This is a genomic window from Paenibacillus sedimenti (genome assembly GCF_014534655.1).
Classification (GTDB): domain Bacteria; phylum Bacillota; class Bacilli; order Paenibacillales; family NBRC-103111; genus Paenibacillus_E; species Paenibacillus_E sedimenti.
In genome coordinates this window covers 1-24,787 of sequence record NZ_JACVVD010000027.1, presented here as the reverse complement: position 1 = coordinate 24,787, position 24,787 = coordinate 1, and the positions used below count along the sequence as shown (strand labels likewise).

Sequence of the window (24,787 nt, the reverse complement as noted above, 5' to 3'; positions counted from 1 at the left end):
TAATCACTGCGGAGAACCCTAACATAAACAACTCACCAAACCACCCCACCCATCTTGAAGCAATACACTAAGAGCCTCCGATCCGGACGAGCGGACTCAGAGGCTCTTAGTGTATTTATCATTCTTGTTTCCTTAAGAATCTTCCAATTACGACCGCCGCTTGCGCTCGAGTTGTAATGCCCTCTGGCAAGAAAGTATCGTCCGTTATCCCCTGCATCATACCCTCGTTCAATACCTGAGCCACCGCGTCCATTGCCCAGCTATGAATCCGGGCGCTGTCCCTGAATTTCTTATCCAGATTAGCGGAAGGGGCGTTTCTGCCAGCATTTGCACGTTCATATGCCCGACTAATCATAACCGCCATTTGTTCACGGGTAATGTTCTCATCTGGTACGAATTGCCCGGATTCGAAGCCGTTAACGAGTCCGTTCGCTGCTGCGGCCAGAACCTCATTATAATACCAAGCGTCCTGGCTTAAATCAGAGAAGGTCATGCTGCTGGCAGAGGCTCCGTTTGTTTGAATTCCCAAAGCTCGAACAAGCATAGCGATGAACTCGGCTCGGGTGACAGATCCCTCCGGCCGGAATTCCGTCGGTGACACCCCATGTACCAAGAGACGCCGCGCCATCCAGTCGATATCTTTCATTGCCCAATGACCATTCGTGTCTTTGAAACGGTTGGTGAAAGTTGTAACCATATAGATGTCCCCGGTACTCATATCGAACTGCAGCCCATGATCGGTCTCGCTCGGTATAGTTCGAACATAGAACCAAGCCGCGGCTTCAGGATTATACCGATAGACCTCCAGAGATTCCCCTTGGAGCTTCAAGAAGCTCCCTTCTATGGCGCTTTTCTTGGCAAAGGACACCTCTACGGCCTGGGTGCCGCCTACTATTTCAAACGTTACACTTGCCGTTCTAGTCAGCGATTGCCAGTTCATATTTAGCTTGCGCGCTGCTTCCTCCGCATCTCTGCCCAATTGCCCTTTCGTTAGGTTAATCGATAACCGAACCATCGCACCATCCGCAGGTTTGCCTATTGAGAGTGCAGCGGGGTCCAGATTGACACTCATCATGCCGGACATCAATCGTATGGTTGCATGGGCATCAGCCATTTGACCGAGTGACTCCGCAGGAAACTGCAGGATGACCTCATCTGCAGGCTCCTTCACCTCGATATCAAGCACTTGAGATTGTGTACCTTCTATAAGGGCTTCGTTGATCGCTTCCTTCCCGATGGTCAGGTATATAGCGGTTCCTCCGGAGGATGATGGTTTTTTCTCCACTTTCGCTTTCTCACCCAAGGTTAAGGGATCCTTAATGGGAGAAGCCGGCGTCTCCTGAGGCGTGGAAGATGGCCCGTCGTTACCGCTCTCGTAAGTGACCTTAATCATGTATGTGCGTACAGCCATACCATTCAGCACTACGGTGACGCTTAAATGATCATCATCCGGAATCGTTACGGTCTGGACCAGCCCGCTTTCGGCAGGCAATCCATTAATCAATAGTGCAGCACTGGAATCCGAAGCCGTTGCCGTCATGGCAAGCTGCTTCGTGCCTGCAGGCAGTTTCAGGCTGTATGCCGTTACAAGTGGGTCGAATACAGGGCTTAATGTTCTATGATCCACTGTCAGTCCGCTCAAATTCGGGCTGTTTGCAAGAGACAAGGTCTTATTAGCTTCCGTAGACGGATTCCCTTGAAGATCCTTCACAGCTCCTTCCATCAGCATCAGCTCAGAGGCTTCCGTTACCGCTCCATCTACGGTTAACAGCAGGTCACGGGTTTCCGTCTGGCCCCGCTTCTTATCTGCGACAGCCGAGTTTATCAGCCCATCTGCTCCGTTTAACCGGAACTTACTCGGATTCGCAGTAGCGGCAATCGGCTCATTATAAGTAATCCGTACGATCCTTCCACCGCTTTCCACTTTTACGGTATCCACCGCCGGCCCAGTCGTATCGAGGGCTTTTGCAGTAAAGGATACAGGAGCTGCATCCTCATCCGTTATCTTCACACCGGAATAACTCGTTATATATGCCCGATCCAGCTTCAATTGATAAATGTCACCAGCCATCAAATCCTTTGGCGTAAATCGGATTGTTCTGGAAAGAATGGCAGTTTTGTCAGCAGCGCTTTCTTCCTTATGAATAAATGCTGCCGTGCCTTCCATACCGATCCCTCGCGAATCCGTTAAGGTAACGGCCCCATCCTTCAATTCCACTACCTTCAGGTACTTGGAGAACGTGATATCCACATAACTGCCGCTTCCATAGACAACACCGGTTACCGTGGAAATCTTGGGAGAGGCCCGTGAAATCAACCCTGCGTTGACTTCGGTTCGCGGAGGCGGCACATCCAGCTCATCGCTGGAAACAGGCTCGTAACCCTCTTTGCTCCAGACAACCTTCCACTTGCCAGGCGGCACATCCCAGCCGTATTTCCCGGCTTCGTCCGTCAGCTGCGGATTGATCTGATCATACTCCTCTGCCTTCCAAACCTTCCAAAGACCAGAGTCTTTATCCCGGTACATCACAGTTGCCGTTACGTCTTCAAGCGGGTTGCTCTTCACTGCCTCGTAGACATAGCCGCTGGGGTCATAGATCCATTTGGGACTTGCAATCTTACGACCCTTCTTCTTCTTATTATTGTCAGTGCCGTCATTACATTGATTATAGCCTGTGCCGATTGCATCGATTTGCTCGTTTACATACTTGTCGATCCGTGCTCCTATCAAGCTAGTCGTTAAACCTGCCGCAACACCCCCGGCTCCGGACAGCGTCATTGCGCTGGTCCAGGCAGCCAGACCGGTCTTGGCGATTTCGCCTCCAACAAGAGCGCCCAATGCCTTGCCGGCCTGTTTGAGAGTGCCTGGCAGCTCTGCCAAGCAGTCCAAACCTGAGGCATCCACCTTGTACATGATCTTATTCACTTTTTCCGCGAAACCCATATATTGCTCATACTGTCCTTTGATATCCGGTATTTGTTCCTTTACACCATCCACTTCGGTTTTGATTTCAATGAAATATTCAGCCGTATGCTCCCAATGCGCAACTTGGTCTGGAAGGGGAATGGGAAGCTCTTTAGTACTGAACCCGGTGAAACCAAAGACCCCCTCGGGCAATAGATTGCGCGGCATATATCCGTGTGTCTTGATGCTGAAGGACGTATCCGTTTCGTCCGTCTCGAATCCCGTCTGGATGGCGGGGACACCGGAACGCGCCGCTAATACCTTCTCCGCCTCCGTCGGCCGGTAATTGGATTCGGGATCCAAAGTAAGAGTGATCGACATCTTCATGTTACCGAACTGCGGGAACCTCAGTTTGACCGTTCCGGAGTAAATACCGTTCACTAGCTCGAAAGGTGTCGTCGAAACAACCTCGAAGTCCCGCATCATAGGGGGAAGCGAAGCACGAAACTGTTCCAAATCGGGAATAGCTCCGTCATAGGTGTACGCCGGTTTTTTTACGTCATAATCGATGTAAATGCCGCCTAATGCATCATGTGTCGTCGGTACTGTAGCGTGAAATAAATTGCCATCGCGTACAGCCGCAATGGGATCGCCTTCCTGTCCGTCCATGTAGACGCGGACATTCTCTACCTGATCCGGGTTCGAAAATTCGAAGTCCAACAAGAAGGGGTTCCCGGGAAGAACAGTATAAGCGATGTCCGGTGCATTCTTGCCGGTTTCCATCGTCACCCAGCGCCCAGCCGGCGCTTGGGCCATGGCCATCCGAAGCAACTGCGGTCCATCCGTGTCATAATTCACGTACACTTTATCGGACTTCAGGTTTACGGCGTTCACCGTCGCTTCCGCCCACAGTGCATGGAAGCCGGGATTGCCTAAATCCGCAAGGGTAACCGATGCTTTCCAAACGCCGGAAGCGTTGGCAACGGCTCCACCGATCCGAATATTGGAGTCATATAGGGTCAATATAGCGCCTGCCGGCGCGAAACCGCTCAATACGGTTCCCCGATCGGCGGAGGATACCCTCTCCTGCGCTTCCAGGGTGATCATTGGCGTGTCCAGATAAGCCGTTCCCAGTGTTTCCTCCATGTTATCAGGACCTAGTACAGCCTTAATTCGCGCGGTCACAACCACGGCGCTATGATTAAAGGCAGGAGAGACCGCGAGCTTATAAACCACCGTACCGCCATCACCTTTTGCCAAATTGCCCAGCGGCACGCGAAGGGTATTGCCTTCCACAGAGACCGGACCTTTGGCCCCGGTTACTGCCTGATTTCCAAGCTCGTCGGTAACCGGCGTCATTCCTTCCGGAATGTCCAGCAGCAGCAAAGCATTGGTTGCAAGCCGATCATTATTGTTCCGATAGGAAGCCCGCAGAGATAATGTGCTTCCCGGCATCGCCAGGGATGGCTGTGCCGTGAAATAGTTGCCCGTTTGATTGATGAAATAGCTGGACGGGCTGAATTGGATCTCGCCCAAATTCTTGATTTGATTCTCTGCGATGGAGAAATCGACGGTAGCATATTCATAACGGTAATGGCTATTCGCGTCCCGCTCGCTGCGGATAATCTCCATCCGGTACTTGCCGCCGCGGGGCACATTGATGTTGAACGGATCCGATTGGAATCTGTTGTCCCAAGCATTCGATACCCACACCTTGCTGCCGTTATCTTTCAATTCATAAACCGTAGCGGTATAGGAAATATCCCGTCCGATCTCCACCTTCCCTTGAACACGGGCTCCCGTTTCCTCAAGCCGGATCTCGGCCGTAGCATTGGAGTTATCATCCAAAGCAATATTCTTGCACTGGCTCACATTGGCATAAATATCGCCGGATACGCAGACATACACAGGTGTACCCGGACTGCCGCCGATTGAAACGGCATTTTCAAAATAGGTGTGCGCCCACCCATGATTGGTTTCCACGTAGGATACAAACATCTCGTTCTCCATATTAAGAGGCCCTTGCCATTCGGTATCCAACGCCTTCTTGAATACCCGGAGATTCACAACCCCTTGTCCCGGCTGCATAACCGGGATGTCCAGATTGGTTGTCATATTGGCCGTTATCATGACAGGAACCTGACCGGACCTGTAGAGATTGGAGAACTCGGAGGCCTCCAACACCGCATCCCCTGCAAAAAGCTCCATTCGGATCTTCCCGTCCAGACTCGTGCGGGCCTGTGTGATGACCGGTTTGCCTTTATAGGTCTGAGTGGCGGTCACATAGGCATTAAAGACCGGCTTGTTGGACGGATCCTTCACAGTCAGCTCTAACGTCCCCTTACCGGGGGAGATCAGATTGACGGTCAGCATATTATCCCCGCCATCCAACTTCAAGCTCAGGTTAGTGCCGGGAGCAACTTCGTAGAAGAGGTCGCTAAGATCGAGCTCCGCCGTCACGATTTGGTCTCGCAGAAGACCTCCGCGAGAATAGGTCAATCCATTCGCCATTGTTGTGGTATTCATAAGGAGATTGTGTTCCGAATCCCATAGTGTAACCGGGACGTTCGCCACCGGTTGTCCTTCGACATTCACCACTTTTACCCGAACTTGAGAGGGAACCTTGACCGGTATCGTAACCGTGTTGGTTTTGCCCGGTTGAATGGTTATACTTTCAAGACTGCCCATCTCGTATTGGTGATCCGGCGTATACAAGTAGATTTCATACTGATCATCAGGCGGCAATCCGCTGAGAGTTATCACTCCGTTATCGGCTAACACCAAGGTACGCTCTCCCGATATCCCGAGTACGGTGAGGATCGCACCGCGAAGCTCTTCCGGAGAGGCGTTCACGAAACTGATTTGAAGGCCTCCGCCCACAGGGACAGGCAATTCTGCCGCTTCTTTTACCACTTCCGTGCCGTCAGCCTTCTTCTGCTTCATCTTGATTGAAGTCAATTCCGTGGCGATCGGAGACATTTGGAATGTACCGGTATAAAAACCGGAGTTAGGCGGACTTTCTGTTAATGCCACCGAATCCGTTTTGGTTGTAACCGCGCCGCTCGTCTCTTCTTTATAGTTCCATTCAACCTTCGTTTCGAGACCTTTTACGCCATTGGCCCTAATGGTAATGTTACTCTCTTGCTTCAGTGGACCGTTCGCGTCTTCCCTTTCCCCTCTCCATATAAGGAACATGGGGGTTTCAACCGGTCCTTCAGCGGATTCCCAGTTATAAGTTGGACCGTTCATGCTCCAGTGATACTTACTGTCAATAGCCTCAACTTGGAAAAGGTAGCTCATCCCTTGCTCACGGACCTGATTGGTCAAATTAACGGAATAGTTTACTTGACCCGTTGCCGGCGTGTAATGGATGGGAATACCGTTCTTATAAAGAGCGTACCCCGTAACGCCATCCGGATCAGAGATCCCGGACCAGCTTAACGTAATTTGGTCAGCCCCCATATCTGACGCTTGAAGAGTGCTGCCCGGCGGCCAAGCCGGCGTTGTACCATTCGTGGCGATGAAGTAATCGGGGACAGTGAACTCCATTTCACCGATCTTCTCTACGTAGTTGGAAAAGAAATTAACGGTACCCGTATCGGAAACGGCAGGCCGTTTGCTCGAAGGCACCAAGGAGAGAGGAGCTCCGGGAACACTAACCTTCGCAGAGAACAGGCCTTGTCTGTCCGCAACGTACACTTCCACATTTTCATCATCATCGTTTAAATCCGTTTCATAGGCGACGTAAGCGCCGTTTCGGCTGATAGAAGGGTTCATACTGTCACGGTCAAACTCCGTACCGCCCGGCTTGAAGGACACTCTCTGAAAACTGCCGTTGTCATCATCATAGACATAAATGTCCTTTGAATAATTGGTGTCGTCTACACCTAAGTCATCCTTGTATGTTGTGAAGGCCATAAATCGACCGTCACCGCTGAGCGAAGGCGTGTATCCTTGGGTGATCCGCTTCAACGCCGGCCCGCCATTCACCTCGCGGTCATACAGGTAGAGGCTCTCCGTTCCGATATAGTCATCCTCCGCTGTCAGCTTGGATTTGGAGACAAAGGCGATTTTGCTGCCGTCCGCGCTGATGGAAGGATCACGGCTTTCATCGTTACTATTCGCTTCAAGCGGAACACTGATCCTCTGCAGCTTGATGCCGGAGGCCTCGCGGTCATAGAGGTATACGTCCTGCTTTCCGTTATCATCCCCGGAAACCACGCCGTCCGCCTCCGTATCGAATATAACAAAGCGTCCGTCTGCGCTGATGGATACCTTGTTGCTGCTGAGGTCTGGAAACCCCTTGGTCGAACCGACTCCGTTCACTGTTTCTAGCGTGTCGCTGCTTCTGTCAAACAAATAAACCTTCACTTCGGGACTGAGAAGACCCTTGCCATAGCTATAGGCAACAAAACGGGCGTCCGGCGACATATCGAAATCGTGCACCCACCCGGTAGCATCCGGTGTCTTGACGCTGAGCAGCTCCCCTGTTTGCCGGTCCTGAATTTGCACAATCTTCCTTCCGGCTGCGACCTCATCAGACACTACGTAGGTCAGAAATGCGAAGTACCTTTCGTTAGAGCTTAGCTTGGAGATCGGTCGGTCTTCTGCCGCGTACGTAAAACTCATGAGACCGCGGTTTAGCTTGGAAAGTAAATTCCACGATAGCGGGGCTGCAGATACTGCCGGTCCAAAAGCCTTTCCGTACACAGTCTCTGTGACTGTAGTAATCGAATTGGTCTCACTTGAATCAGATGTACTTGCCGATACCGGCACCGCCGACGTGAACATAAGGGTCGAGGCTAGCATAAGCGCTAGCAGATTACGATTTTTTTTCTTCAAGAGTCCGAGAATCATGATCAGCATACCCTCCATGTTTCGATACGTTATGTATCACTTCAAAAAAGCGGGGATAGCTTGAATTACTGCGGAATTACGCCGCCAGCAATACGGTCTCCGGAATCGCCGGCCGGATCCGTTTTGCCGTCGTCCGCTTTTGCATGAATAATTAAGGAGCGGCCCACAATGGAATGCTTACTTGTTTTGTCGAGCGATGCGCCCTTGATCAGGTATTCAAGACGGCCCTTGCCGTCAGCGCCGATCTCCAGGTTCTGCAGATCACCGAGATGGTGGCCTTCCGAATTGCTATGTCCGTGCTTTTTGTTTTCCGGGTTAAAGTGGCCCCCGGCGGTTTTGAAATCGAAGCCTTCGAACGATTTCTCATGAATGTGAAAGCCATGCTGGCCCGGTGTCAGGTTAGACACTTCGAGCGTTATTGTTACACCTTCTTGCCCTGGAGTGAGTACGGCATGGCCGATACGGCTTCCCTTGGCGTCATATAGCACGATGTAAGGATTACCGATAGAAACAGCGCGAGTCGTGTTGTCCCAATATACCGGCTGATCGAGCAGTTCCGCAGCCTTACGTACAGGGACGTACGTAGTGCCCTCATACACGAGGGCTTCCGGCACCGAAGTGCCTCCATTGTCGAATAAGCCATTCGCCGATGTTTTGTCATCTCCTTTGATGAAAAAGCTCAGCTTGTCGAAGCTCACTTCAACATGCTGCGATGATGCGGCATACGATAGGCCAGAGAACATGAGTGCTCCGCACAAAAATGCGGTTGTAGCGGTTTTCATGGTATGGTTTTTACTTGCTTTCATTAGGTTAGTCCTCCTGAATCATGGTTTACTGGCTTCAATCCTGGGTTCATTACTGGTATTACATATTTACTCCATGTTCTGATCCGTGCCGTTATCTTTGAACGTATTGTTCAAGCCCGTGCGATAATCCGTATGACCTTGCTCATAGTTCGGCATATAAACCCCATGTTCTTTGTTGCTCCGCAGTACGGCATCTTTCACAATCGGTCCGATATCGTCCTCCAGCGTAACCCCATTTATCGCGTATTCTACGACGACATGCTGCAGCTGATTATTCTTTTTATCGGCAGCTTCCCTGAATGAGATACCGGTCCACGAGCCTGGTTTATCTTTCTTTGCCGTAAATACGATCGGCTTCTCTTTCGTGCCAACGGCCATTAGTCCACCTTGTTCTGCATGGCCAATTTCAATACCCGTATCGATCGCCCACTTCGTAACGACGCCGGGCTCAATAGTCAACGTTGGATTGGCAGGCCCTGCAACTACGATGGAAATGTCTGAGTCATACGGAACCCCAACATGGCTCCAAGTCGTTGACATTTTCATCTCATCGTAGGTCTGATAGCTCGTGATTCGGATCGAATCGATATCGTTGCCGGTATAGTTTCCTTTCGGCAGAAGATGACTTCCGACCAGATCTGTAATGATCGGGAACCCTCCTCCCTCCTGCGCCGTCTTGGTACCGCTGATTGTGAGATTCATGCTGCGCTCAGATAGACGCGCCATACCCTTCATCTGGATTCCGGCAAACAGAGTGTTTTTCCATTCTGAATTTTTGACGGTCACTTCCATGCGCTGGGTGGCGGCATCCAGATACAGTGCACCCTCATAGCCACCCGCATATTCGATCCTGGCCCCTTCTATGGTTGCGTTTCCGCGCAGCGTCTTTTCAAAGAATCGGATGCCTTTCCAAAATCCTGCATTCGGTCCTGCGCTATCCGCGGTCAAAACAACAGGCTTCTCACTCGTACCGCTAATCACGAGCCCTCCGGGCGCACTTTGACCAATGATAAGCGATGCTTCACTCTCAAATCGCACCACTGCTCCAGCTTCGATCGTCAAAATAGGACTCTCCAAGCCTTCCACCATAAAGTCGCCTTTCACAAAATGCGGGCTCCCGCACACACCCCAAGTTTCCCCACTTCCACTAATCGTTCCGCTATGCACTTGCCCGCCAGCTCCGCAGCTGCTGCCTGTGCTGACCTTGGCCGTTGAGCTTTCTCCATCAAACGTGACTTGCGCTCCCAACGCTTCCGATACGAATCGCAAGGGTACGAACGACTGCCCATGGATGAGCATCGGGGGCACATCCAGCGTTACAGGATTGCCTCCTATTTTCGCTTCCGTATTACCTATTGCCAGCCAAATCACCTTCGTGTCTTTGGTTGCTGAGATAGCCTTATTGACGTCATCCCATTCCACGGTCGCATTTAATCGTTCAAAAATGGCGCGCAGAGGCACCATCGTCCTGCCGTCCACCATATAAGCATCGGCAGCCAATTTACTGCCATCCAGTTCAACCGCAACTGCGCGCAGTTCTGACTCTGCCATTACTGGAAAGCACATCCAAAGAAATAAGATTACGCCAAACAAAAATGATGTGAATCGTTTCAATTCAAAACTCCTCCTCCAACTATACATACAGTTAACATATCTATTATAAAATTTGTGAATTTTCTGCAAAGACCTCGAAAGTGCACTTCTGGGTACACTTTAGGACCATAGAGCAATTTTAGGATCGGTTTACTTCCAAGTAACACAGAAAGATAAAACAAATAGGGATCGTTTCCCGAATAAGAAACGATCCCTACTGATTTTTTTGCAAATTGCTACTTCTTTTCCAGCATTCTTTTGAACAATTGCGTGCGGGTCGAAACCTCGTACTTTTGAAACAAAGTTTTCAAATGCTTTTTAATCGTATACTCACTAAGGAACAGCTTCGATGCTATTTGCGCATTCGTCAATCCCTGCATAAGCAGCTCAGCGACCTCCTTCTGCCTTACAGTTAAGTCATCTAATTCTGCCTCCGGCTCGGGAACCGGCTGTTCCACCCCACCGGCATCGCGGATGATCGGATAAAGTCCCGCCCTTTTCAGCATACCGTGAATATAGGACAGCAGCTTGTCTCCTCTGGTGTCTAACACATACGTTTGTGTCGGCGTTACCCCATCATAATTGCAGTGCACGCCGTGTTCGGCTATCTGAAATCCTAAACTTTCGAACGTGCTCGTGAAATAAGGCATCGGCGGCGGAGAAACGATAAGCAGTTCGCCGGTCATCATGAGGCCATGCATAAAATGCGTAACCGAAGCGCTGATGGATGCATCCGAGAAGTTAGCCATATGTAACATATTGATAAACCATCCGGACCAGGTATTTTCCGGCACAGCAAAGAGTTCCAGCTTTTCGGGAGGCAAATTACCGAAAAATGCGGCTGAGCGGCCATTTTGCAACAAGTAGGGCAATGTCTTGCGGTTTATAGGAATCAGGACGGCTAGCCCTTGAATGTTTCCTTTGGTATCACGCAAGCATTTGATCACATCGTATCCCATGTCAAACAGTCGATCGGGATCAAACCCTTTCAACGTGTATTGAGCCTGCTCTGCGGTTAGCACAAATTGAAAGCGGCGATTCGTTTGCGGATCTAACAGTTCAAGACTTGTATCCTTAGCCTCAGACTGTCTCTGATGCACATAGGCCAAGAGTTCATCGCGATGCTGCCTGTCTGCCGGTTCGAATCGACGCGGAGATGCAGCAAACCAACTCATGTAGGCCCTGACGAGTGAATCGCCGATATAATGCAGAAGCTCGACAGCCTCCCAAGACATCATCGTTAGCCGATTCTTGGCGGTTACTTTTTCATAATAATAAAGAAGTGCTTGCGCTCGAATTTCTTCATAAAGCTTAGGGGTTCTCAACATGATTTCCCGTGTGACCGCTTCTCGCATCAAGTCATGAACGGACCAGCCCCGCTCTGTTGGTTTGACGAAAGAAAATCGAATCAAGCGATGGAACTCGGCTGTAGGTACGCTCCTTTTCAGTGTGAATGATAGGATATCTTGGTTGAAATGCCCCAAGACAGCCGCACATTCTACAACTGACCGAAGCTGTTCGTCAGGTACTTCACGCAGCCATTGAGTTACGATATACGGCAGCATGTGCATAGGTATGCCTGTTGCTGCTATTTCAAGTTCCGCTTCGTGAGATTGCTTGGTGAAAGCAGCTAAGGATAAGGTGAGCGGATGTCCTTTACTTTGCTGCCAGATGCGATGTACCGCCCCTTGTTCGGCAATTCCACATCGTCTTAAATAGTCCTCTACCGCAGCATATGGAAGATAAGATAATGGCATCCGCTGAACAAGGCGTCTCCACATCGGAGACATGAACCAATGCTCGGAAAGTTCATTTCTGCCGGAAATAACTACGAGGATCCGATCGTCAATTCGTTTGAAAAAATGCTCCCGAAGCCACTGATCCATACCTTCAATTTGTTCATACGTGTCGATAAAAAGTACGATGTTATCTTCTTCGGCGCAATCATTCAATGATTGAATTGCCCTGCCTATAATGATGTGGGATTCCATTTCATGTTCAAGTTCCGCAGTTTCCATGCCAGTCTTCATCTCATTCAAAATATGCCCGCAGAAAGCATGGGGTGTCTGCACAAAACTATGACTATCTAAAGCGATTGCACGCCATCCCTTCATTATGGCTTGTCTTTGGAATTGTTGGTTCAGAAAGCTTTTGCCAATTCCAGCTGTACCATGTACGTTAATAATCTTTATTTCTCTTTCTTTCGTTTCAAGAAGCGCTTCAAAAATAGCAAGCTCTTGATCCCTGCCTACGAGAAATTCACTATCCCCCATTGTAGCCCTCCCCCAAATCTTTGTAGCCTCTCTCAAATTATACTATAGGAGAACCGGGATGAGTTGGATCAATTTGAACGGAAGCGGAAGCTTTAATTTTAGTCCCTACAGGAAGGTTTAGTTGAATGATCAATGATACTGACCAGTTATGTTTTCGTCCGTATCTTTGAGTAATTTGGAAGGTAGTACTATTTGACCTGCGTGATATCCGTAGTGTGCCGCAACTTGAATAAGTAGACGGCTAATTACTCTTACTTCATAGGTTTCATTTTCTGAGGCGTTAACTCGAAGCATCCTATTCCAATCCTCTTGACCATACTGGATTATGACTTCCCTTTTTAAATCCTCTTCGGACAAAGCTGATAATGCACTTACGAGATTTTGATATTCGTTTCCTGCCAAATGTAAGCAAAGACTGCCGATGCTGTTCGTGGAATTCTTCATCTTTTTCCAAATCAAATCGTCTTCAAGATGGTTAAGCTCTTAATGATGCGATTGAGCTGCTTATCCATGTCTTCAAGCACGTTCTTTGTTAGTTCCAGCATAGCTATACCCCTAAACAAATTTTTATAAATAATGCATAATGCTTTTTTACTAATTCGCTTAACTTGGGAAATTTCCTTTTCTTTTAACTTTCCTGCCCGTTAGTATAACGCGGCTGCCGATCCATGCCGGCAGCCGCATCCATTTTGTAACGTTTTGCATAATATCCCTGTACTGTCCGTAACGGCAAGTTTCATCGTTAACAATCTACTTTTTACTAACTTGTCCACGATGTACAGCGCTGCATAAGCTTTATTTCAGTAGTACTATCTTTTTCTAGCACCTGATTTAAGACCGCAATAAACACACTGGGGTCGCAGGCGTGGCCAAGGCGTTGTCCGAACACTTCACCGTGATCAGTTTCGACCGCCGCGGCCGCGGTGCCAGCAGTGACCCGCAGCCATACGACCCAGCGCGCGAGATCGAAGACATCGCAGCACTGATCGATGTTGCAGGCGGCTCTGCGGTCCTGATCAGCGGATCTGGTGGCTGCGGGCTCGCCCTCGATGCGGCCAGCGCACTGGGCGGCAAGGTGACAGGGCTTTATCTCTATGAGCCGCCATTTATCGTCGATGACTCCCGGTCTCCGGCACCAGCCGACTACGTCGAACATCAGGAAGCATTGGTCGCGGCGGGCAAGCGCAGCGAGGCCGTCGAGTACTTCATGACCGAGATGATAGGTGTCCCGGCCGAGTTCATCCCAGCGATGAAGCAGGACCCTTCCTGGGACGCAATGGCCAAATACGCCCACACCTACGCCTACGACGGCCGGATTCTCCGCGGACTCCAGGACGGCAAACCGCTGCCCACCGACCGCTGGTCGATCGATGCGGCGATCGCGGTGGCCGTCGGCGGCAACGGTGAGGACTTCATCCGCGAGGGCGCCAACGCACTGTCCGCGATCCTGCCGAACGTCACCGTACTGACGCTGCCTGGCCACGATCATTCCGCGTTCTGGATGGCGCCGGAACCGGTCGCCCAACAAGCACGCACTTTCCTGCTTGGTTGACGATCACTGTCACCTCTGCCCCATGACGCCGTTATGTCGACAAAGTTGAGCTTATAGACACGCTATAAAGATTACGAAATAGACACAAGCTCCGTTAAAAGGAGCTTGTGTCTATTTCAGTCTACAACTTTATTTTCCGAGTCTATCAAGAGCTAAATATAAAAAAGTCAGAAAAATAAAGAGTTCTACATATTGTACATGACTAATATGTGGAACACTTTATGTTTAAATATCGTTCCCCGTTAGCCACACATGCGGGCAATCAGTTTTCCAGGAAAACGCCCATGTCTTATTCAATCCTTTACCTCCGACCGACGCAGCGTCTCGACCAGCTCTACAAAGTGACGCCCGCGCTCTTCAAAGTTGCGGTATTGGTCAAACGCAGTGCAGGCAGGGCTCAGCAGCACCGTGTCGCCCGGTGCGGCCAGCTTGTGCGCCTGCGCCACGGCCTCGGCTAGGCCTTCGCAGCGGAAAATAGGCGGGCAACTCGGCACTCTGAGCGCTGCAGCCTCGATTTGACTGGCAGCTTCGCCGATCAACAGCAACACCTTGACATGATCAGGCAGCAGCCTGGCCATCTCGACAAACGGTAAATTCTTATCTCTCCCGCCGGCGATCAGTAGCACTCGGCCCACGTGCGCGTGCAGCGTGGCGACGGTACGAGCGGGGCTAGAGCCAATTGAATTGTTGTAATAATGCACTCCACCCACAGTTGCCACCCACTGGTTTCGGTGCTCCACGCCGACAAAGGTGCGCACCGTCTCCAGGATTGCCTCGTCCGGCACGGCCCCCCTCACGGCGGTCATGGCAGCCATAACGTTTTCCACGTTATACCACCCCGGCAAACGAATGTCACTGATAGGTACCAGACCGTCGATCACTCCATCGCGGACCGTGTGCCCGCCGAAATACTTGGTCTGCCCCCGCCGGCGCAGTGTGGCGGTCACCGGGTTGTCACCGTTAAGAACGGCAAGGTCGTCAGCACTCTGAAAATCCAGCAGGCGGCGCTTGGCGGCGGTATATTCATCCATGTCGCGGTGCCAGTCGAGGTGATTAGGCGAGAGGTTGGTAATGACCGCCACATGGGGAGATCGCGTCATGTCCATCAGCTGGAAGCTGGATAGCTCGACCACGCACGCATCCAGCGGCGACATCTCGCTCGCTCGCGTCAGCAGTGGCGTACCAATGTTGCCGCCCAGATGCACCGTACGCCCCCCGTTGGCCAGCATGTCTGCAATTAACGATGTGGTGGTGGTCTTACCGTCCGAACCGGTCACGCCGAAAATGGGACAAGGACACAGCGCAAAGAACTCCTCCATCTCACTGGTCACACGGCTGCCGCCAGCGCGGGCCGAGTCCAGCGCCGGATGGTCTGGGCGCATGCCCGGAGTGCGGAACACCATATCGCCCCCAACGCGATCCAGGTAATTCTCCCCTAGGAGCAACCTGACGTCTAGATCGTCCCACTCCTCCCGGGGCAGGGCCGGATTGCGGTCGCGAACGGTGACGCGTGCCCCTGCTGAGCACAGCATGCGGATCAGCGGTGAGTTGCTGACGCCGGCGCCAATGACGGTCACGTCCCGACAGGCCAGCGATTGGATATAGGTGTCAAAAGCAGGATTCATAAGCACCTCCGCTTAGAGAATGACATTAAATCAAATATACCACATATTGGAACTATCCTGCCTGCCCATTAGCCATTCATGCGGCGCAATAATCAACGCTGCACCACAGAGGACGAATTTTCATAGTAGTTGAATAGGGTAACAGACATTCTCTCAAATCCTTTGATAGACCTCCGCATAGGAAAACTTAAGTTGGTAGTAATATTGAGCTATGCTGCCAAACTGAATATGGTCAGTGGCTGCAGTTTATTTTCAATGGGTACTAAATGCGGAAAATCAATTTTTTCCGGCAATTTGATCGGCATCCTCGCTTTGTAGTTAAACTCTTTGCCCGTTTAGCTTAATGAAGCTGCCAGGATCGCTCCTTGGCAGCTTCATGATGGCGGTATTGAACACTCGTATTTCGTTAGCACAATGGTCGAGATTGCTTATTTCCATATACTGTCGAAATTGATATCGATCAAATGTAAGTCTTTATTAAACATAAATAGTTCTCAGTATGTCAAAAGGTGAGGACTATTTAACGGTCACATTTTCCATAATGTTGGGAACGCGAATCAAATTCTATATGTCTGTACGGCGTTTTTTTCTTATCCACACTACACTAAAGATAAATAATAGAATAATGAGGAACAAAAGGATTGCCATTATGACAGGCCATGTTTGTGGATTGAACTGTTTTGAGCTCTCCGCTATAACTTCTTTAAATACGGTGGGCTCAGGTTTAATCTCTTTCATTGCTTCTTCTTGAGCTGTATCCCAAGGTCCAGTACGCCCGCATAAGTTGGTTCTTAACTTCCCATCCCGCTTGCTGCCAAAAACCAGATAATCGGTACTTTTTGTATAGGGATCCCATCCGTTATCATAAATCTCAATTATGGGACCCTCTATCCCTTTCCATGCTTTCTCTACTTGGAAAACAGTTAGCCCGCCGCTCTTAATATCAATTGCTCTTCCCTTGAAAACGACAGAACTACGCTCCATCTCCTGATTTGCAGGTTGTGGCGGCGCGCAGGATAAAGCTTCCGCTTTAGGTACGGTATTTAATAAAAAAACGATCATAGCAAGCATTACAATCACAATAAGTTTTTTCATGGGCTCCCTTTATTGGTATCAGGCTTTACCTTATGACGATACTTGCAGCACAAAGGTTGCATATGAAGCAGTTGCTTTTATAGCCATTCATTGGGGAAGCAGCATGAGGCCCGCTTAGTTGGTCGGTTGGCGGGGATGATAATGAGCACTGATAGCTTTTAGTTGGTATTATTCATCGATACCCCATAGGCTAAATAGTTCATTAAGTTCCTCGGATGTTTGGGAGATAAAAGTCCTCACGTTCTCTTCTTTAAAATAAGTTGGCTTTATCCCAGGCTCATTGTGAGCATTAAGCAGCCAATTGATTTTAGTATCTTTATAGGCATTAATCTCAACAGCCTCAATAAGAGGAGTTAGCGAAAATGCATCTGCATCTTTCAACTTGGAGATTACGCAATCCGTCCATGCTTCAGATCTCATCAAAATGAACTCGATCTGACTAACCTCTTGATTATAAATGCTTCTAATATCAGTCAGCCCTTTGTGGAAGTTGGTTTCATATCCGGCATAGAGGGTTTCAGTCCATCTCAGGTCTGCATACACATGCGATATATAACCTCGTACAAACGCCTTCCATTCCGGAGTATTGTTCCTACTAAAGTAACGAACGGCATTATGACCTATTTGGGTGATGGTAGGCATTATCGCATTTTCCATGAAGTGTGTCCTGCCTTTATCTTCACGGGTAGTTCCTGGTCTCGCATGTATGGCATCTGGGGCGATACTGCCAATTAGAAAATAGGGACACGGATCTCCAAAACACACTTTATCCGCTATTGCAAAATGTACCATGGGCCAAGGCAACCGTTTCTTCCCCCCTTTCGATATTTTATGATTTTTGAATAAAATGAAGGAGTGTATGGAGCAACCTATCTCTATTCTCGGCTGTATCCAAAATTAGCTCATTTTCGAAAGATCCGGTTTTAATTTTCATGTAGTGCTTTTTAAGTGCAGCCAAATTCGTAATTAATTGATTAGGCAGCGGATTTGCGTTGCGCTCTTCTAATCTTATTGACCAGATGGTGTCATCACCACAGAGGCATAAAATTGATTTAAATTCGCCACCTCTCTGTTCCACCCATGTTTTCAATCTTCGAACATCATCAATATCATTTAAGCCGAAATCAAGTATAATTCTTGCATTACAATCTATTACTGTTTCTAGGAATCGATAAAGATAATCAAAGCATATTTTATTTCTCAAACCATGTTCGGGAATAAAATTGGCGATGGAATCATAAATATCATCCTTATGTATAACGGGGACTTGCAGCGCTTTTCCCAGTTCATTCGACATCGTTGTCTTACCTGTAGCAACTTTTCCTCTAAAGAGAATGATTTCAGCCATGATTTTTCACTCTGGCAACATTAGTCTTTAAATCGCTTGTAAACGAGAGCCCCCTGATGAATTCTTGGTAATTGTTGCCCATACATACCTCCTAGTATTATCTTCCAATATCACCCATCTCTTAGACGTACTTAAGTAATAATAAGTTCGATCATTGCTTCGTTAAACTGCCGATTAACCTGAGAAGGCTGCCGATCTATTTCATCGACAGCCTTCTCATGATGATCTTGAACTATAGTTTCCCGTTAGCTTATTGACTAAAGACTAGGAGCCTTTTAATTGTTTAATTACTATATACTTGCTATACAACTTGAAAATACCGAACCCCAGCAGGCCTCCAAAAGTATTCAGAATTAGATCATCCACATCAAAACTACCGATAGAAAAAACGACCTGCAAGCATTCCAAGAGTAAACTCAATCCCAGTGATCGGCAAAATACTCTTATGTGAGAAATCATTCTGCTTCTAGGCAATAATTGAAGAAAAATTCCATATGGCATAAATACCAAAATATTTCCAACCAAATTGATTACTTCATTCCTTGACGGACTTAGAAATGTATCGGAAATTGTTTTAAGCGGCATAAAATTAATACCAAACCGCAATCGAGGGTACCCCAATCGGTGCATGCTATAGTCAGGGTTCCCTAGATTCATCTGCAGCTGATGCCACAGAAAGTTTATATCAATAAAGTCGAACTTAAATAAAATGATTTTAAATAATACATACATATACAAGACAAATAGTCCAGGTACCACAATGCTATTCAAAAGTTTCGTTAGTTTCATTTTTCTCATCCTCACGTTTTGAGATTTATACTTGCTAATCAAGGAGTACAGTCACAATAACACCATCTATATTGTTGCCTGATCCGCCAAGCCTCGCGACAATCGAATCGTAATCTCCTTCAAACGATATCCTTTAACCAGTTCCTTATGCTGAAACAGATTGATCATATCCGATACGACACCCTCCTGGTGTACAGGATACTTCTTATTGATCAATAACAGATTTCCTTGGTAAATCTGATCTTTTGTCACATTTATCATTTATTTTTCCTTGCTTTGGTTATCGTTTGCAAGATCAGGCTTCTGGTGAATGGCTTCATAACTGAGCAGCAAAATGATGATAAACCAAAAAAACCACTTCTTCATTTCAGTTTCCTCCTTACCCGATCGTACATTAAGGATAAGGAAAACTGTTTAATAAAAAGTGGGGTAAATATAAAATTTATCTTAATTTTCATAAATTATTGCGGTAATCGTACTTCAAAGATTGTTTGAATCAAACTGCTTTGAACGTTAATCGTTCCGTTATGTTGCTCCACAATATTTTTAACCGATAAACAAGCCAAGCCATAATTGATCGCTTGAACCACTGCATCTCCTAAATCAAGATTGCAGTTGATATCTACAATCTGGCCGTCCTTTCCATAACGAGCAGCATTAATGTCCAAAACGCGGGTACCATAGAAAAAGAACTAGACATATTTAAACCACTTTATATGAAATATTGTGAGTGCATGATGAAATGGGGAAGGTTACCTTCCCTAAGACATAACCTCATATTACGATAAATGGAACTATCCTGCCCTTTCGTTTAATGGCAAAAAGAGACCCACAGCAACGCGGGCTGAGGGTCTAAGTTATATATTTTAAAGGGGGTCGACTTTTATTATAGGCTTGAATGATTAATGCCACATGAAAATAAGATTTCAATCATGTTACATTTACTTAACTATTGTACCCGTTAGTTGAATCATTCTCAGCAAAAGGGACATATGGTTGTCATAAAGTTCCGAGCCGTTTGCTATTTCTATACGTTAACGCCCTACTGTTCCAACACCTTCTCAAGACCGCCGCACCATTTACTCCAGCCATACTTCGCTCCACCCAGTGCTGGTTCATTTGAGATTCCAGTTTGTTCGAGATGAAGGTTAACCTTTCCATCCCCTAAATCCTGCAGCGTCCAGGTGACCGTGTGCTTCTCTCCGCTGGCCCAAGTATAGGATAACCGATTGGGTTGCTCCACGATAAGCACTTCGCCTTCAATAATCCCATTCCAATATTCGGTCGGCTGAGTTCGAAACTGAAAACGGTGTCCTACGACGGGCTTAAAATCATTCTCCATCGCTTGACCGGTGTGGATGTTGGCCACCCACTTGGCAAGTTTGCTTGAATCGGTTAATGCGGACCAAAGCTTCTCGATTGATGTCGTAAACTGAAAATCCATAGTTAATGTTAAACTCATTCTTCTTCCTCCTCTAATAGTTGTTTTAATCGCAACATATTCCCACTCCAGAACTTGCTGTAGAAAGCCACCCAATCTTGAATTTCTTTGAGTGGGGAGGCGTTTAGCCTAAATCGCGTTTCTCTGCCGACTTTTCGGTCAAGTACCAGTCCGGCCTCTTTAAGGATTGTAAGATGCTTGGATACCGCTGTACGGCCCATTTGAAACTGTGCCGTTAGTTCATGAAGCGGTAACTCCTCTGCCTCTGCTAACAGACGAATCAGTCGGCGCCTTGTTGGATCTGCAATCGCGTCAAACACATCCCGCAACTGGTTGTTCTCGCTCACAGCACCCTCTCCCAAATATTATTTTCGGTTGTAGAAATCTATTGCGGAACGAATGGACGGCCGTTAATTTTACCACCTCCTAAAGCATGCGGCTCTTCGGGCGCAGCGCCCACGAGGCAATATTTAGTGCAGCGTAAGAAAGCGGGAGGATAATATAAAATCCGTAATCACCATAATCGTTAGCAAACATATGTGATAAAGCTGCACCCGTCATTAAAAAGAAGATACCAGCGTGAACCCATTCTTTAAGCCGAGGAAAACCCGGCACGACGACAGCGATGGCTCCAAGCACTTTCCAAATCCCAAGAATAGTTAATACGTATATTGGGTAACCAAGATTCGTCACTAACTCGATGTTTCCCCCCAATTGCATCAGTTGCCCGATACCGCTTAACATAACAGCTGCAGCGAGCAGCAATGTGACTGTCCAATAAGCAATCATTTTCCCCCGGGGCCGGGCTTCTACTTTCGTGGTTGTTTCCGCACCGATAATCGTACTCATTTGTTTCCTCCTCATAATGGTTTCAAGTGAACCTTATTCAGGTTCCAAATTTTCCAAATGGTTTACTTCTAATTGGACACCATTTAGTGACACTTTGATTATAGGTCACCATTTGGTGTCGTGTCAACAACATTTTATGCCACTTGGCTCTTTGACTGCATGTTAAAAAGCCTCGGCGCGATAATGCCGAAGTTTTTTGATCATGACTCAGTTTTGGTTGGCGTCAGGACTGCTTGATTAATCTCATTCGGTACTAGATAACTGCCCGTTAGCTTAACGAGGCCACCGATCTTTCCGACAGCCTCGTCCTGGTTTAGCTTAACGACCAATGAAGTGCAAGTTGCTAGGTTGGAGTATTTTACTCTTGGAAAGTATACTAATTTATAATATATGTGTTCAATAGAAGCCGAAGTTGCTGCATAACAAACCTTACATGTTTACTGTCTCTGCTCAATCTGCTTGCCATCACACTACCTTCAAGGGAAGAAACGATAAATGACGATAATGAATCAATATCTGTATCTGGACGGATTTCTCCAACAGATATCCCATTGTTTAAAATATCTTTAATAAGGGATAGCATCTCTTCATACGCAGCTAAAGCTTTATCACGAAGCATAGGAAAATTATCATCGCATTCAACTGCCGTATTCAGCAATGGACATCCTCCTATGATTGGAGGATTGTTAACTGGATCAATATGGACATTACAAACACCCATGATCTTGTCTATCACTGATTCAGCATTATTAATGGCCGCAGATACTTGTCCCATCAAAACCTGCCCCGCATATTCAAAAGCTTCCACTGCGATTTCATCTTTGTTAGAGAATCTTCGATATATCCCTCCCTTTGTTAATCCTGTTGCCTCTATAATGTCTTGTATCGATGATCCTGCATACCCCTTTTGATTAAACAATTCGGCGGATTTAATAATAATGTGTTGTCGTGTTTTTTCGTCTTTACGCATTTTTCAGTCCTCCATGCAATTCCAAAAAGCATTTGATATATATTGTAACATTTCTCTTGCATTTAACTAAATATTAGAGTAATCTAATACCGAACCGAACGGTTCGGTTCGGTATATTTTCATAAGGTTCGTCACCAGAGAGGACAATTAGAATATGAACACTGTAAAAATCGTCCGCATTCCAATCCTTCCCATGCATATGGTAAACTCCCACTTACTTGTAGGTCGGGACGGATGCATTCTTGTCGATGCGGGTTTACCAGGGTCTGAGAATAAAATTAAAAAAGCCTTAGCTAAGGAAAGACTCACGTTTAAAGATATCAAACTCATCGTTGTAACCCATGCGCATGTAGATCACGCCGGAAGTGCAGCGATAATTCGCGAGCTAACAGGAGCACCGATCTTGGCACACGAGGGAGATGCTAAACATTTTAGTCGGGAGACGCCGATGACTTTTTGCCCAACCGGTTGGTTTGGCCGATTATTTATCAAGACACCATTAATGCTCGAGCCGTATATCGGTTTCGAACCGGATATTCTTCTTAAAAAACGTGATGTTATCGACTTGAGCCGATACGGAATACCGGGAACAGTTAAGCACACACCTGGGCACACGGCTGGCTCTGTCTCCATAGAGCTTGCTAATCATGAAGCTTTGGTTGGTGACCTTGTCGCCTCCGGAATTTTGTTAGGTGGTATCATAAGAACGAATCACGCTATACGCCCACCCTTCGAAGATGACCCACACACTGTAGCCCGTGAATTGACCCGCCTTCTTGATTTGGGAATAGAGAAATTTTACATGGGACATGGTGGGCCATTAAAAGCTCTGGAGGTCCAACGCCACGCCAAGTCTCTCATGTTGCTGCCAAAAAAATAAAATGTCGACGCCCACAAGTGATCTTATTTCTTGGGCATGGACTTTCGAAATACGGCAACCCCTAGTATGACGAGCGGGTACAAGAGCCCAACGGTTAAAGTATAGGGTATCCAAATTTTAGTATTGAACTCTGTCGCATACACAATATTTGGATATACGACAAGCGAATAAACAACCATAATCATCCCTAAAGGTAGAACGAGATGGCGGTAGTCTTTTATATTCAATATTTGAGCGAACCCTACGACGAATCCGTAAAAATAAAAGGTTGTCTTGAAATAAACCGTTAGAAACCATATCCCGGCTATGAGGATTTCAACACGTTCCAAAAAATTACCAATACTTATTTGCTTGGCTAAAGCATAACTTGGATACATATGTCTTGCCGTCATTTTAGTTCCCAATACCGATATGCATAAGAAGGTAATGATGATGAAAAAAACTCCGCCAATAACCGTAGAAGTTAGAAAAGCTTTTCTAGCCTTATCAACCTGATTGACGTTAACAGGATACACCATTAACATCATAATAAAAGGCAGTGAAGCAATACTCGCCACAGTTAAGGCTGCTTTTATCATAGGTTTGACTCCAGTTGAGAATATGGGCTGCAGCTTGACCATATCAATCTCCGGTAAAAGACAAAGGACCAAAATAACAAAGAGCATAATGATCCATGGAAAAAAAATCTCTGCCGCACGGACTAAGGTTTCCAGACCAAGACGCACACCCATGACAACAACGATAGCAAAAATAATATTAACGGCTTGAATAGGCGTTTCGGGCATCACTTGAGTGTTCACAAAATCGCCCATATAAAACAAGGCTGTAGCTGCTCCGATAAAAGAAAAGAAAATAAATGAGAGAGAGAGCAGCTTCCCCAGCCATTTCCCAAACAATTTATCGTTGTATTCGGTCAAGGTCATGTTGGGAAAACAACTACCAACCCAGTTGTATAAGCAGACGACCAACAAATTTAGGCCAACTCCAAAGATAGCGGCGATCCAGGCATCTTGTTTGGCATCAGCGGCAAGCCCTGAAGGAATAATCAAAATTGTGGTCCCGATCGTATAGATAATCACAAGGATACCAAATTGTCGAACAGATATTTTAACGTCTTTCAATATAATTTCCTCTCCTGAGGATTCCATTTAAAGATACTATTCCCATATTTCCATAAATCATCAGCAAATTAAGGATAATACAGTTTTTGCCAATATGGCAGAGCGATGCGGCTTATTCATCATCATTGCACTCGGTGAATCCATTCTGGTCACAAGGGTGACATTTTCTAAACTGGCCTGGAATGTTGAAACGATGCTCGCGTTTCTCATCTCGTTTGGGGGCACCGTGGCCATGTGGTGGATCTACTTTGAAATGACTTCGAAGATCGGACATTATTTCCTTGTACATTCATCCGATCCCGGTCGACTCGCGTCCCATGCGACAGGCCTTGCCGCTGTAGCGATTCTTGGTTTGTTTGCAAGCGCAATGTCTCCGCTGATCTTGGCGGCAGCCTCTCTCATTATACTGGTCGCTGTTAGCATTTGGGGCAGCACGCTCTCAAAACAACTTTCCACCCTTTTTCCCGATCATCCCTAGAAAATCAAACAGGCGAGTAAATACCATCCGGCGGATCGAAGATTGATTACTACAGCAAACACAGGGTTCTATAACATAAAGAAAGGAGCTGCTGGTGAACTGCACCCCAATTGTTGGACACAGTCTAACATCTGGAGGTGCAGTTTTTTATGTCTAAGTATTCGACTGAGGAGAAATTAGAAGCCGTCCTAGCTTATCTAGAAGG

At 47.3% G+C, this 24,787-nt stretch carries 19 protein-coding genes; 3 read left to right on the top strand and 16 right to left on the bottom strand.

Features of this window, described 5'->3' with window-relative positions:
• Positions 1-118: 118 nt before the first annotated feature.
• The 4 genes from ICC18_RS32540 to ICC18_RS32525 all read right to left on the bottom strand — a co-directional run bounded on the left by ICC18_RS32540 (position 119) and on the right by ICC18_RS32525 (position 12,434).
• The gene (locus tag ICC18_RS32540) at positions 119-7,762 is read right to left on the bottom strand and encodes an S-layer homology domain-containing protein (protein ID WP_188178556.1); all 7,644 of its coding nucleotides are present in this window, start codon (positions 7,760-7,762) and stop codon (positions 119-121) included.
• Positions 7,763-7,827: 65 nt separating this feature from the next.
• Positions 7,828-8,568 carry a superoxide dismutase family protein gene (locus ICC18_RS32535; protein WP_223193067.1) on the bottom strand — a complete coding sequence of 247 codons (741 nt, stop codon included), beginning with the start codon at positions 8,566-8,568 and terminating at the stop codon, positions 7,828-7,830.
• Positions 8,569-8,634: 66 nt separating this feature from the next.
• On the bottom strand, positions 8,635-10,182 hold the full coding sequence (locus ICC18_RS32530; protein WP_188178555.1) for a copper amine oxidase N-terminal domain-containing protein: 1,548 nt from the start codon (positions 10,180-10,182) through the stop codon (positions 8,635-8,637).
• Positions 10,183-10,397: 215 nt separating this feature from the next.
• Positions 10,398-12,434 (bottom strand): helix-turn-helix transcriptional regulator, encoded by a 2,037-nt coding sequence (locus ICC18_RS32525; protein WP_188178554.1) that lies wholly within the window; start codon positions 12,432-12,434, stop codon positions 10,398-10,400.
• Between the two features lie 865 nt (positions 12,435-13,299).
• On the opposite strand from ICC18_RS32525, the gene ICC18_RS32515 reads away from it, so the two are divergent.
• On the top strand, positions 13,300-13,986 hold the full coding sequence (locus ICC18_RS32515; RefSeq protein WP_188178553.1) for an alpha/beta fold hydrolase: 687 nt from the start codon (positions 13,300-13,302) through the stop codon (positions 13,984-13,986).
• A 293-nt stretch (positions 13,987-14,279) separates the two neighbouring features.
• On the opposite strand, the gene murD is transcribed toward ICC18_RS32515, so the two are convergent.
• From murD to ICC18_RS32460, 11 genes are all read right to left on the bottom strand, one after another.
• Positions 14,280-15,611 (bottom strand): UDP-N-acetylmuramoyl-L-alanine--D-glutamate ligase, encoded by a 1,332-nt coding sequence (gene murD, locus ICC18_RS32510; protein WP_188178552.1) that lies wholly within the window; start codon positions 15,609-15,611, stop codon positions 14,280-14,282.
• Positions 15,612-16,175: 564 nt separating this feature from the next.
• A complete protein-coding gene (locus ICC18_RS32505; protein WP_188178551.1) occupies positions 16,176-16,706 on the bottom strand; it encodes a hypothetical protein in 531 nt (176 codons plus the stop codon).
• 168 nt (positions 16,707-16,874) lie between these two features.
• Positions 16,875-17,510 carry a zinc dependent phospholipase C family protein gene (locus ICC18_RS32500; protein WP_188178550.1) on the bottom strand — a complete coding sequence of 212 codons (636 nt, stop codon included), beginning with the start codon at positions 17,508-17,510 and terminating at the stop codon, positions 16,875-16,877.
• Positions 17,511-17,535: 25 nt separating this feature from the next.
• Positions 17,536-18,054 carry a P-loop nucleotide/nucleoside kinase family protein gene (locus ICC18_RS32495; protein ID WP_188178549.1) on the bottom strand — a complete coding sequence of 173 codons (519 nt, stop codon included), beginning with the start codon at positions 18,052-18,054 and terminating at the stop codon, positions 17,536-17,538.
• A 264-nt stretch (positions 18,055-18,318) separates the two neighbouring features.
• Entirely contained in the window at positions 18,319-18,786 is a 468-nt protein-coding gene (locus tag ICC18_RS32490) for a VanZ family protein (RefSeq protein ID WP_223193071.1), read from the bottom strand.
• Positions 18,787-18,909: 123 nt separating this feature from the next.
• Complete coding sequence (locus tag ICC18_RS32485; protein WP_188178547.1) at positions 18,910-19,104, bottom strand: hypothetical protein; 195 nt, start codon at positions 19,102-19,104, stop codon at positions 18,910-18,912.
• A 200-nt stretch (positions 19,105-19,304) separates the two neighbouring features.
• Positions 19,305-19,511 carry a histidine kinase gene (locus tag ICC18_RS32480; protein ID WP_188178546.1) on the bottom strand — a complete coding sequence of 69 codons (207 nt, stop codon included), beginning with the start codon at positions 19,509-19,511 and terminating at the stop codon, positions 19,305-19,307.
• A gap of 374 nt (positions 19,512-19,885) precedes the next feature.
• Complete coding sequence (locus tag ICC18_RS32475) at positions 19,886-20,305, bottom strand: SRPBCC family protein (RefSeq protein ID WP_188178545.1); 420 nt, start codon at positions 20,303-20,305, stop codon at positions 19,886-19,888.
• Positions 20,302-20,631 carry an ArsR/SmtB family transcription factor gene (locus tag ICC18_RS32470; RefSeq protein ID WP_188178544.1) on the bottom strand — a complete coding sequence of 110 codons (330 nt, stop codon included), beginning with the start codon at positions 20,629-20,631 and terminating at the stop codon, positions 20,302-20,304. The genes ICC18_RS32475 and ICC18_RS32470 overlap by 4 nt, the downstream gene beginning before the upstream one ends.
• A 79-nt stretch (positions 20,632-20,710) precedes the next feature.
• Positions 20,711-21,133, bottom strand: coding sequence for a DoxX family protein (locus ICC18_RS32465; RefSeq protein WP_188178543.1), 423 nt, complete (start codon positions 21,131-21,133; stop codon positions 20,711-20,713).
• Between the two features lie 376 nt (positions 21,134-21,509).
• Entirely contained in the window at positions 21,510-22,103 is a 594-nt protein-coding gene (locus ICC18_RS32460) for a TetR/AcrR family transcriptional regulator (RefSeq protein ID WP_188178542.1), read from the bottom strand.
• Between the two features lie 154 nt (positions 22,104-22,257).
• On the opposite strand from ICC18_RS32460, the gene ICC18_RS32455 reads away from it, so the two are divergent.
• A complete protein-coding gene (locus ICC18_RS32455) occupies positions 22,258-22,983 on the top strand; it encodes an MBL fold metallo-hydrolase (protein WP_188178541.1) in 726 nt (241 codons plus the stop codon).
• 23 nt (positions 22,984-23,006) lie between these two features.
• On the opposite strand, the gene ICC18_RS32450 is transcribed toward ICC18_RS32455, so the two are convergent.
• Positions 23,007-24,104: a GerAB/ArcD/ProY family transporter gene (locus ICC18_RS32450; RefSeq protein WP_223193065.1), complete on the bottom strand. Its 1,098-nt coding sequence runs from the start codon at positions 24,102-24,104 to the stop codon at positions 23,007-23,009.
• 94 nt (positions 24,105-24,198) lie between these two features.
• Between ICC18_RS32450 and ICC18_RS32445 the strand changes: the two genes are divergently transcribed.
• Positions 24,199-24,582, top strand: coding sequence for a low temperature requirement protein A (locus ICC18_RS32445; protein WP_188178539.1), 384 nt, complete (start codon positions 24,199-24,201; stop codon positions 24,580-24,582).
• The last annotated feature ends 205 nt before the right edge of the window (positions 24,583-24,787 follow it).

Excerpts from the sequence above, each read along its gene's own strand:
- ICC18_RS32540 (WP_188178556.1), bottom strand. The coding sequence starts at position 7,762 with ATGATTCTCGGACTCTTGAAGAAAAAAAATCGTAATCTGCTAGCGCTT.
- ICC18_RS32495 (WP_188178549.1), bottom strand. The coding sequence starts at position 18,054 with ATGGCTGAAATCATTCTCTTTAGAGGAAAAGTTGCTACAGGTAAGACA.
- ICC18_RS32455 (WP_188178541.1), top strand. The coding sequence starts at position 22,258 with ATGAACACTGTAAAAATCGTCCGCATTCCAATCCTTCCCATGCATATG.
- ICC18_RS32525 (WP_188178554.1), bottom strand. The coding sequence starts at position 12,434 with ATGGGGGATAGTGAATTTCTCGTAGGCAGGGATCAAGAGCTTGCTATT.
- ICC18_RS32535 (WP_223193067.1), bottom strand. The coding sequence starts at position 8,568 with ATGAAAGCAAGTAAAAACCATACCATGAAAACCGCTACAACCGCATTT.
- ICC18_RS32485 (WP_188178547.1), bottom strand. The coding sequence starts at position 19,104 with ATGATAAATGTGACAAAAGATCAGATTTACCAAGGAAATCTGTTATTG.
- ICC18_RS32465 (WP_188178543.1), bottom strand. The coding sequence starts at position 21,133 with ATGAGTACGATTATCGGTGCGGAAACAACCACGAAAGTAGAAGCCCGG.
- ICC18_RS32460 (WP_188178542.1), bottom strand. The coding sequence starts at position 22,103 with ATGCGTAAAGACGAAAAAACACGACAACACATTATTATTAAATCCGCC.
- ICC18_RS32445 (WP_188178539.1), top strand. The coding sequence starts at position 24,199 with ATGGCAGAGCGATGCGGCTTATTCATCATCATTGCACTCGGTGAATCC.
- ICC18_RS32475 (WP_188178545.1), bottom strand. The coding sequence starts at position 20,305 with ATGAGTTTAACATTAACTATGGATTTTCAGTTTACGACATCAATCGAG.
- ICC18_RS32505 (WP_188178551.1), bottom strand. The coding sequence starts at position 16,706 with ATGAAAAAACTTATTGTGATTGTAATGCTTGCTATGATCGTTTTTTTA.
- ICC18_RS32490 (WP_223193071.1), bottom strand. The coding sequence starts at position 18,786 with ATGTATGTATTATTTAAAATCATTTTATTTAAGTTCGACTTTATTGAT.
- murD (WP_188178552.1), bottom strand. The coding sequence starts at position 15,611 with ATGAATCCTGCTTTTGACACCTATATCCAATCGCTGGCCTGTCGGGAC.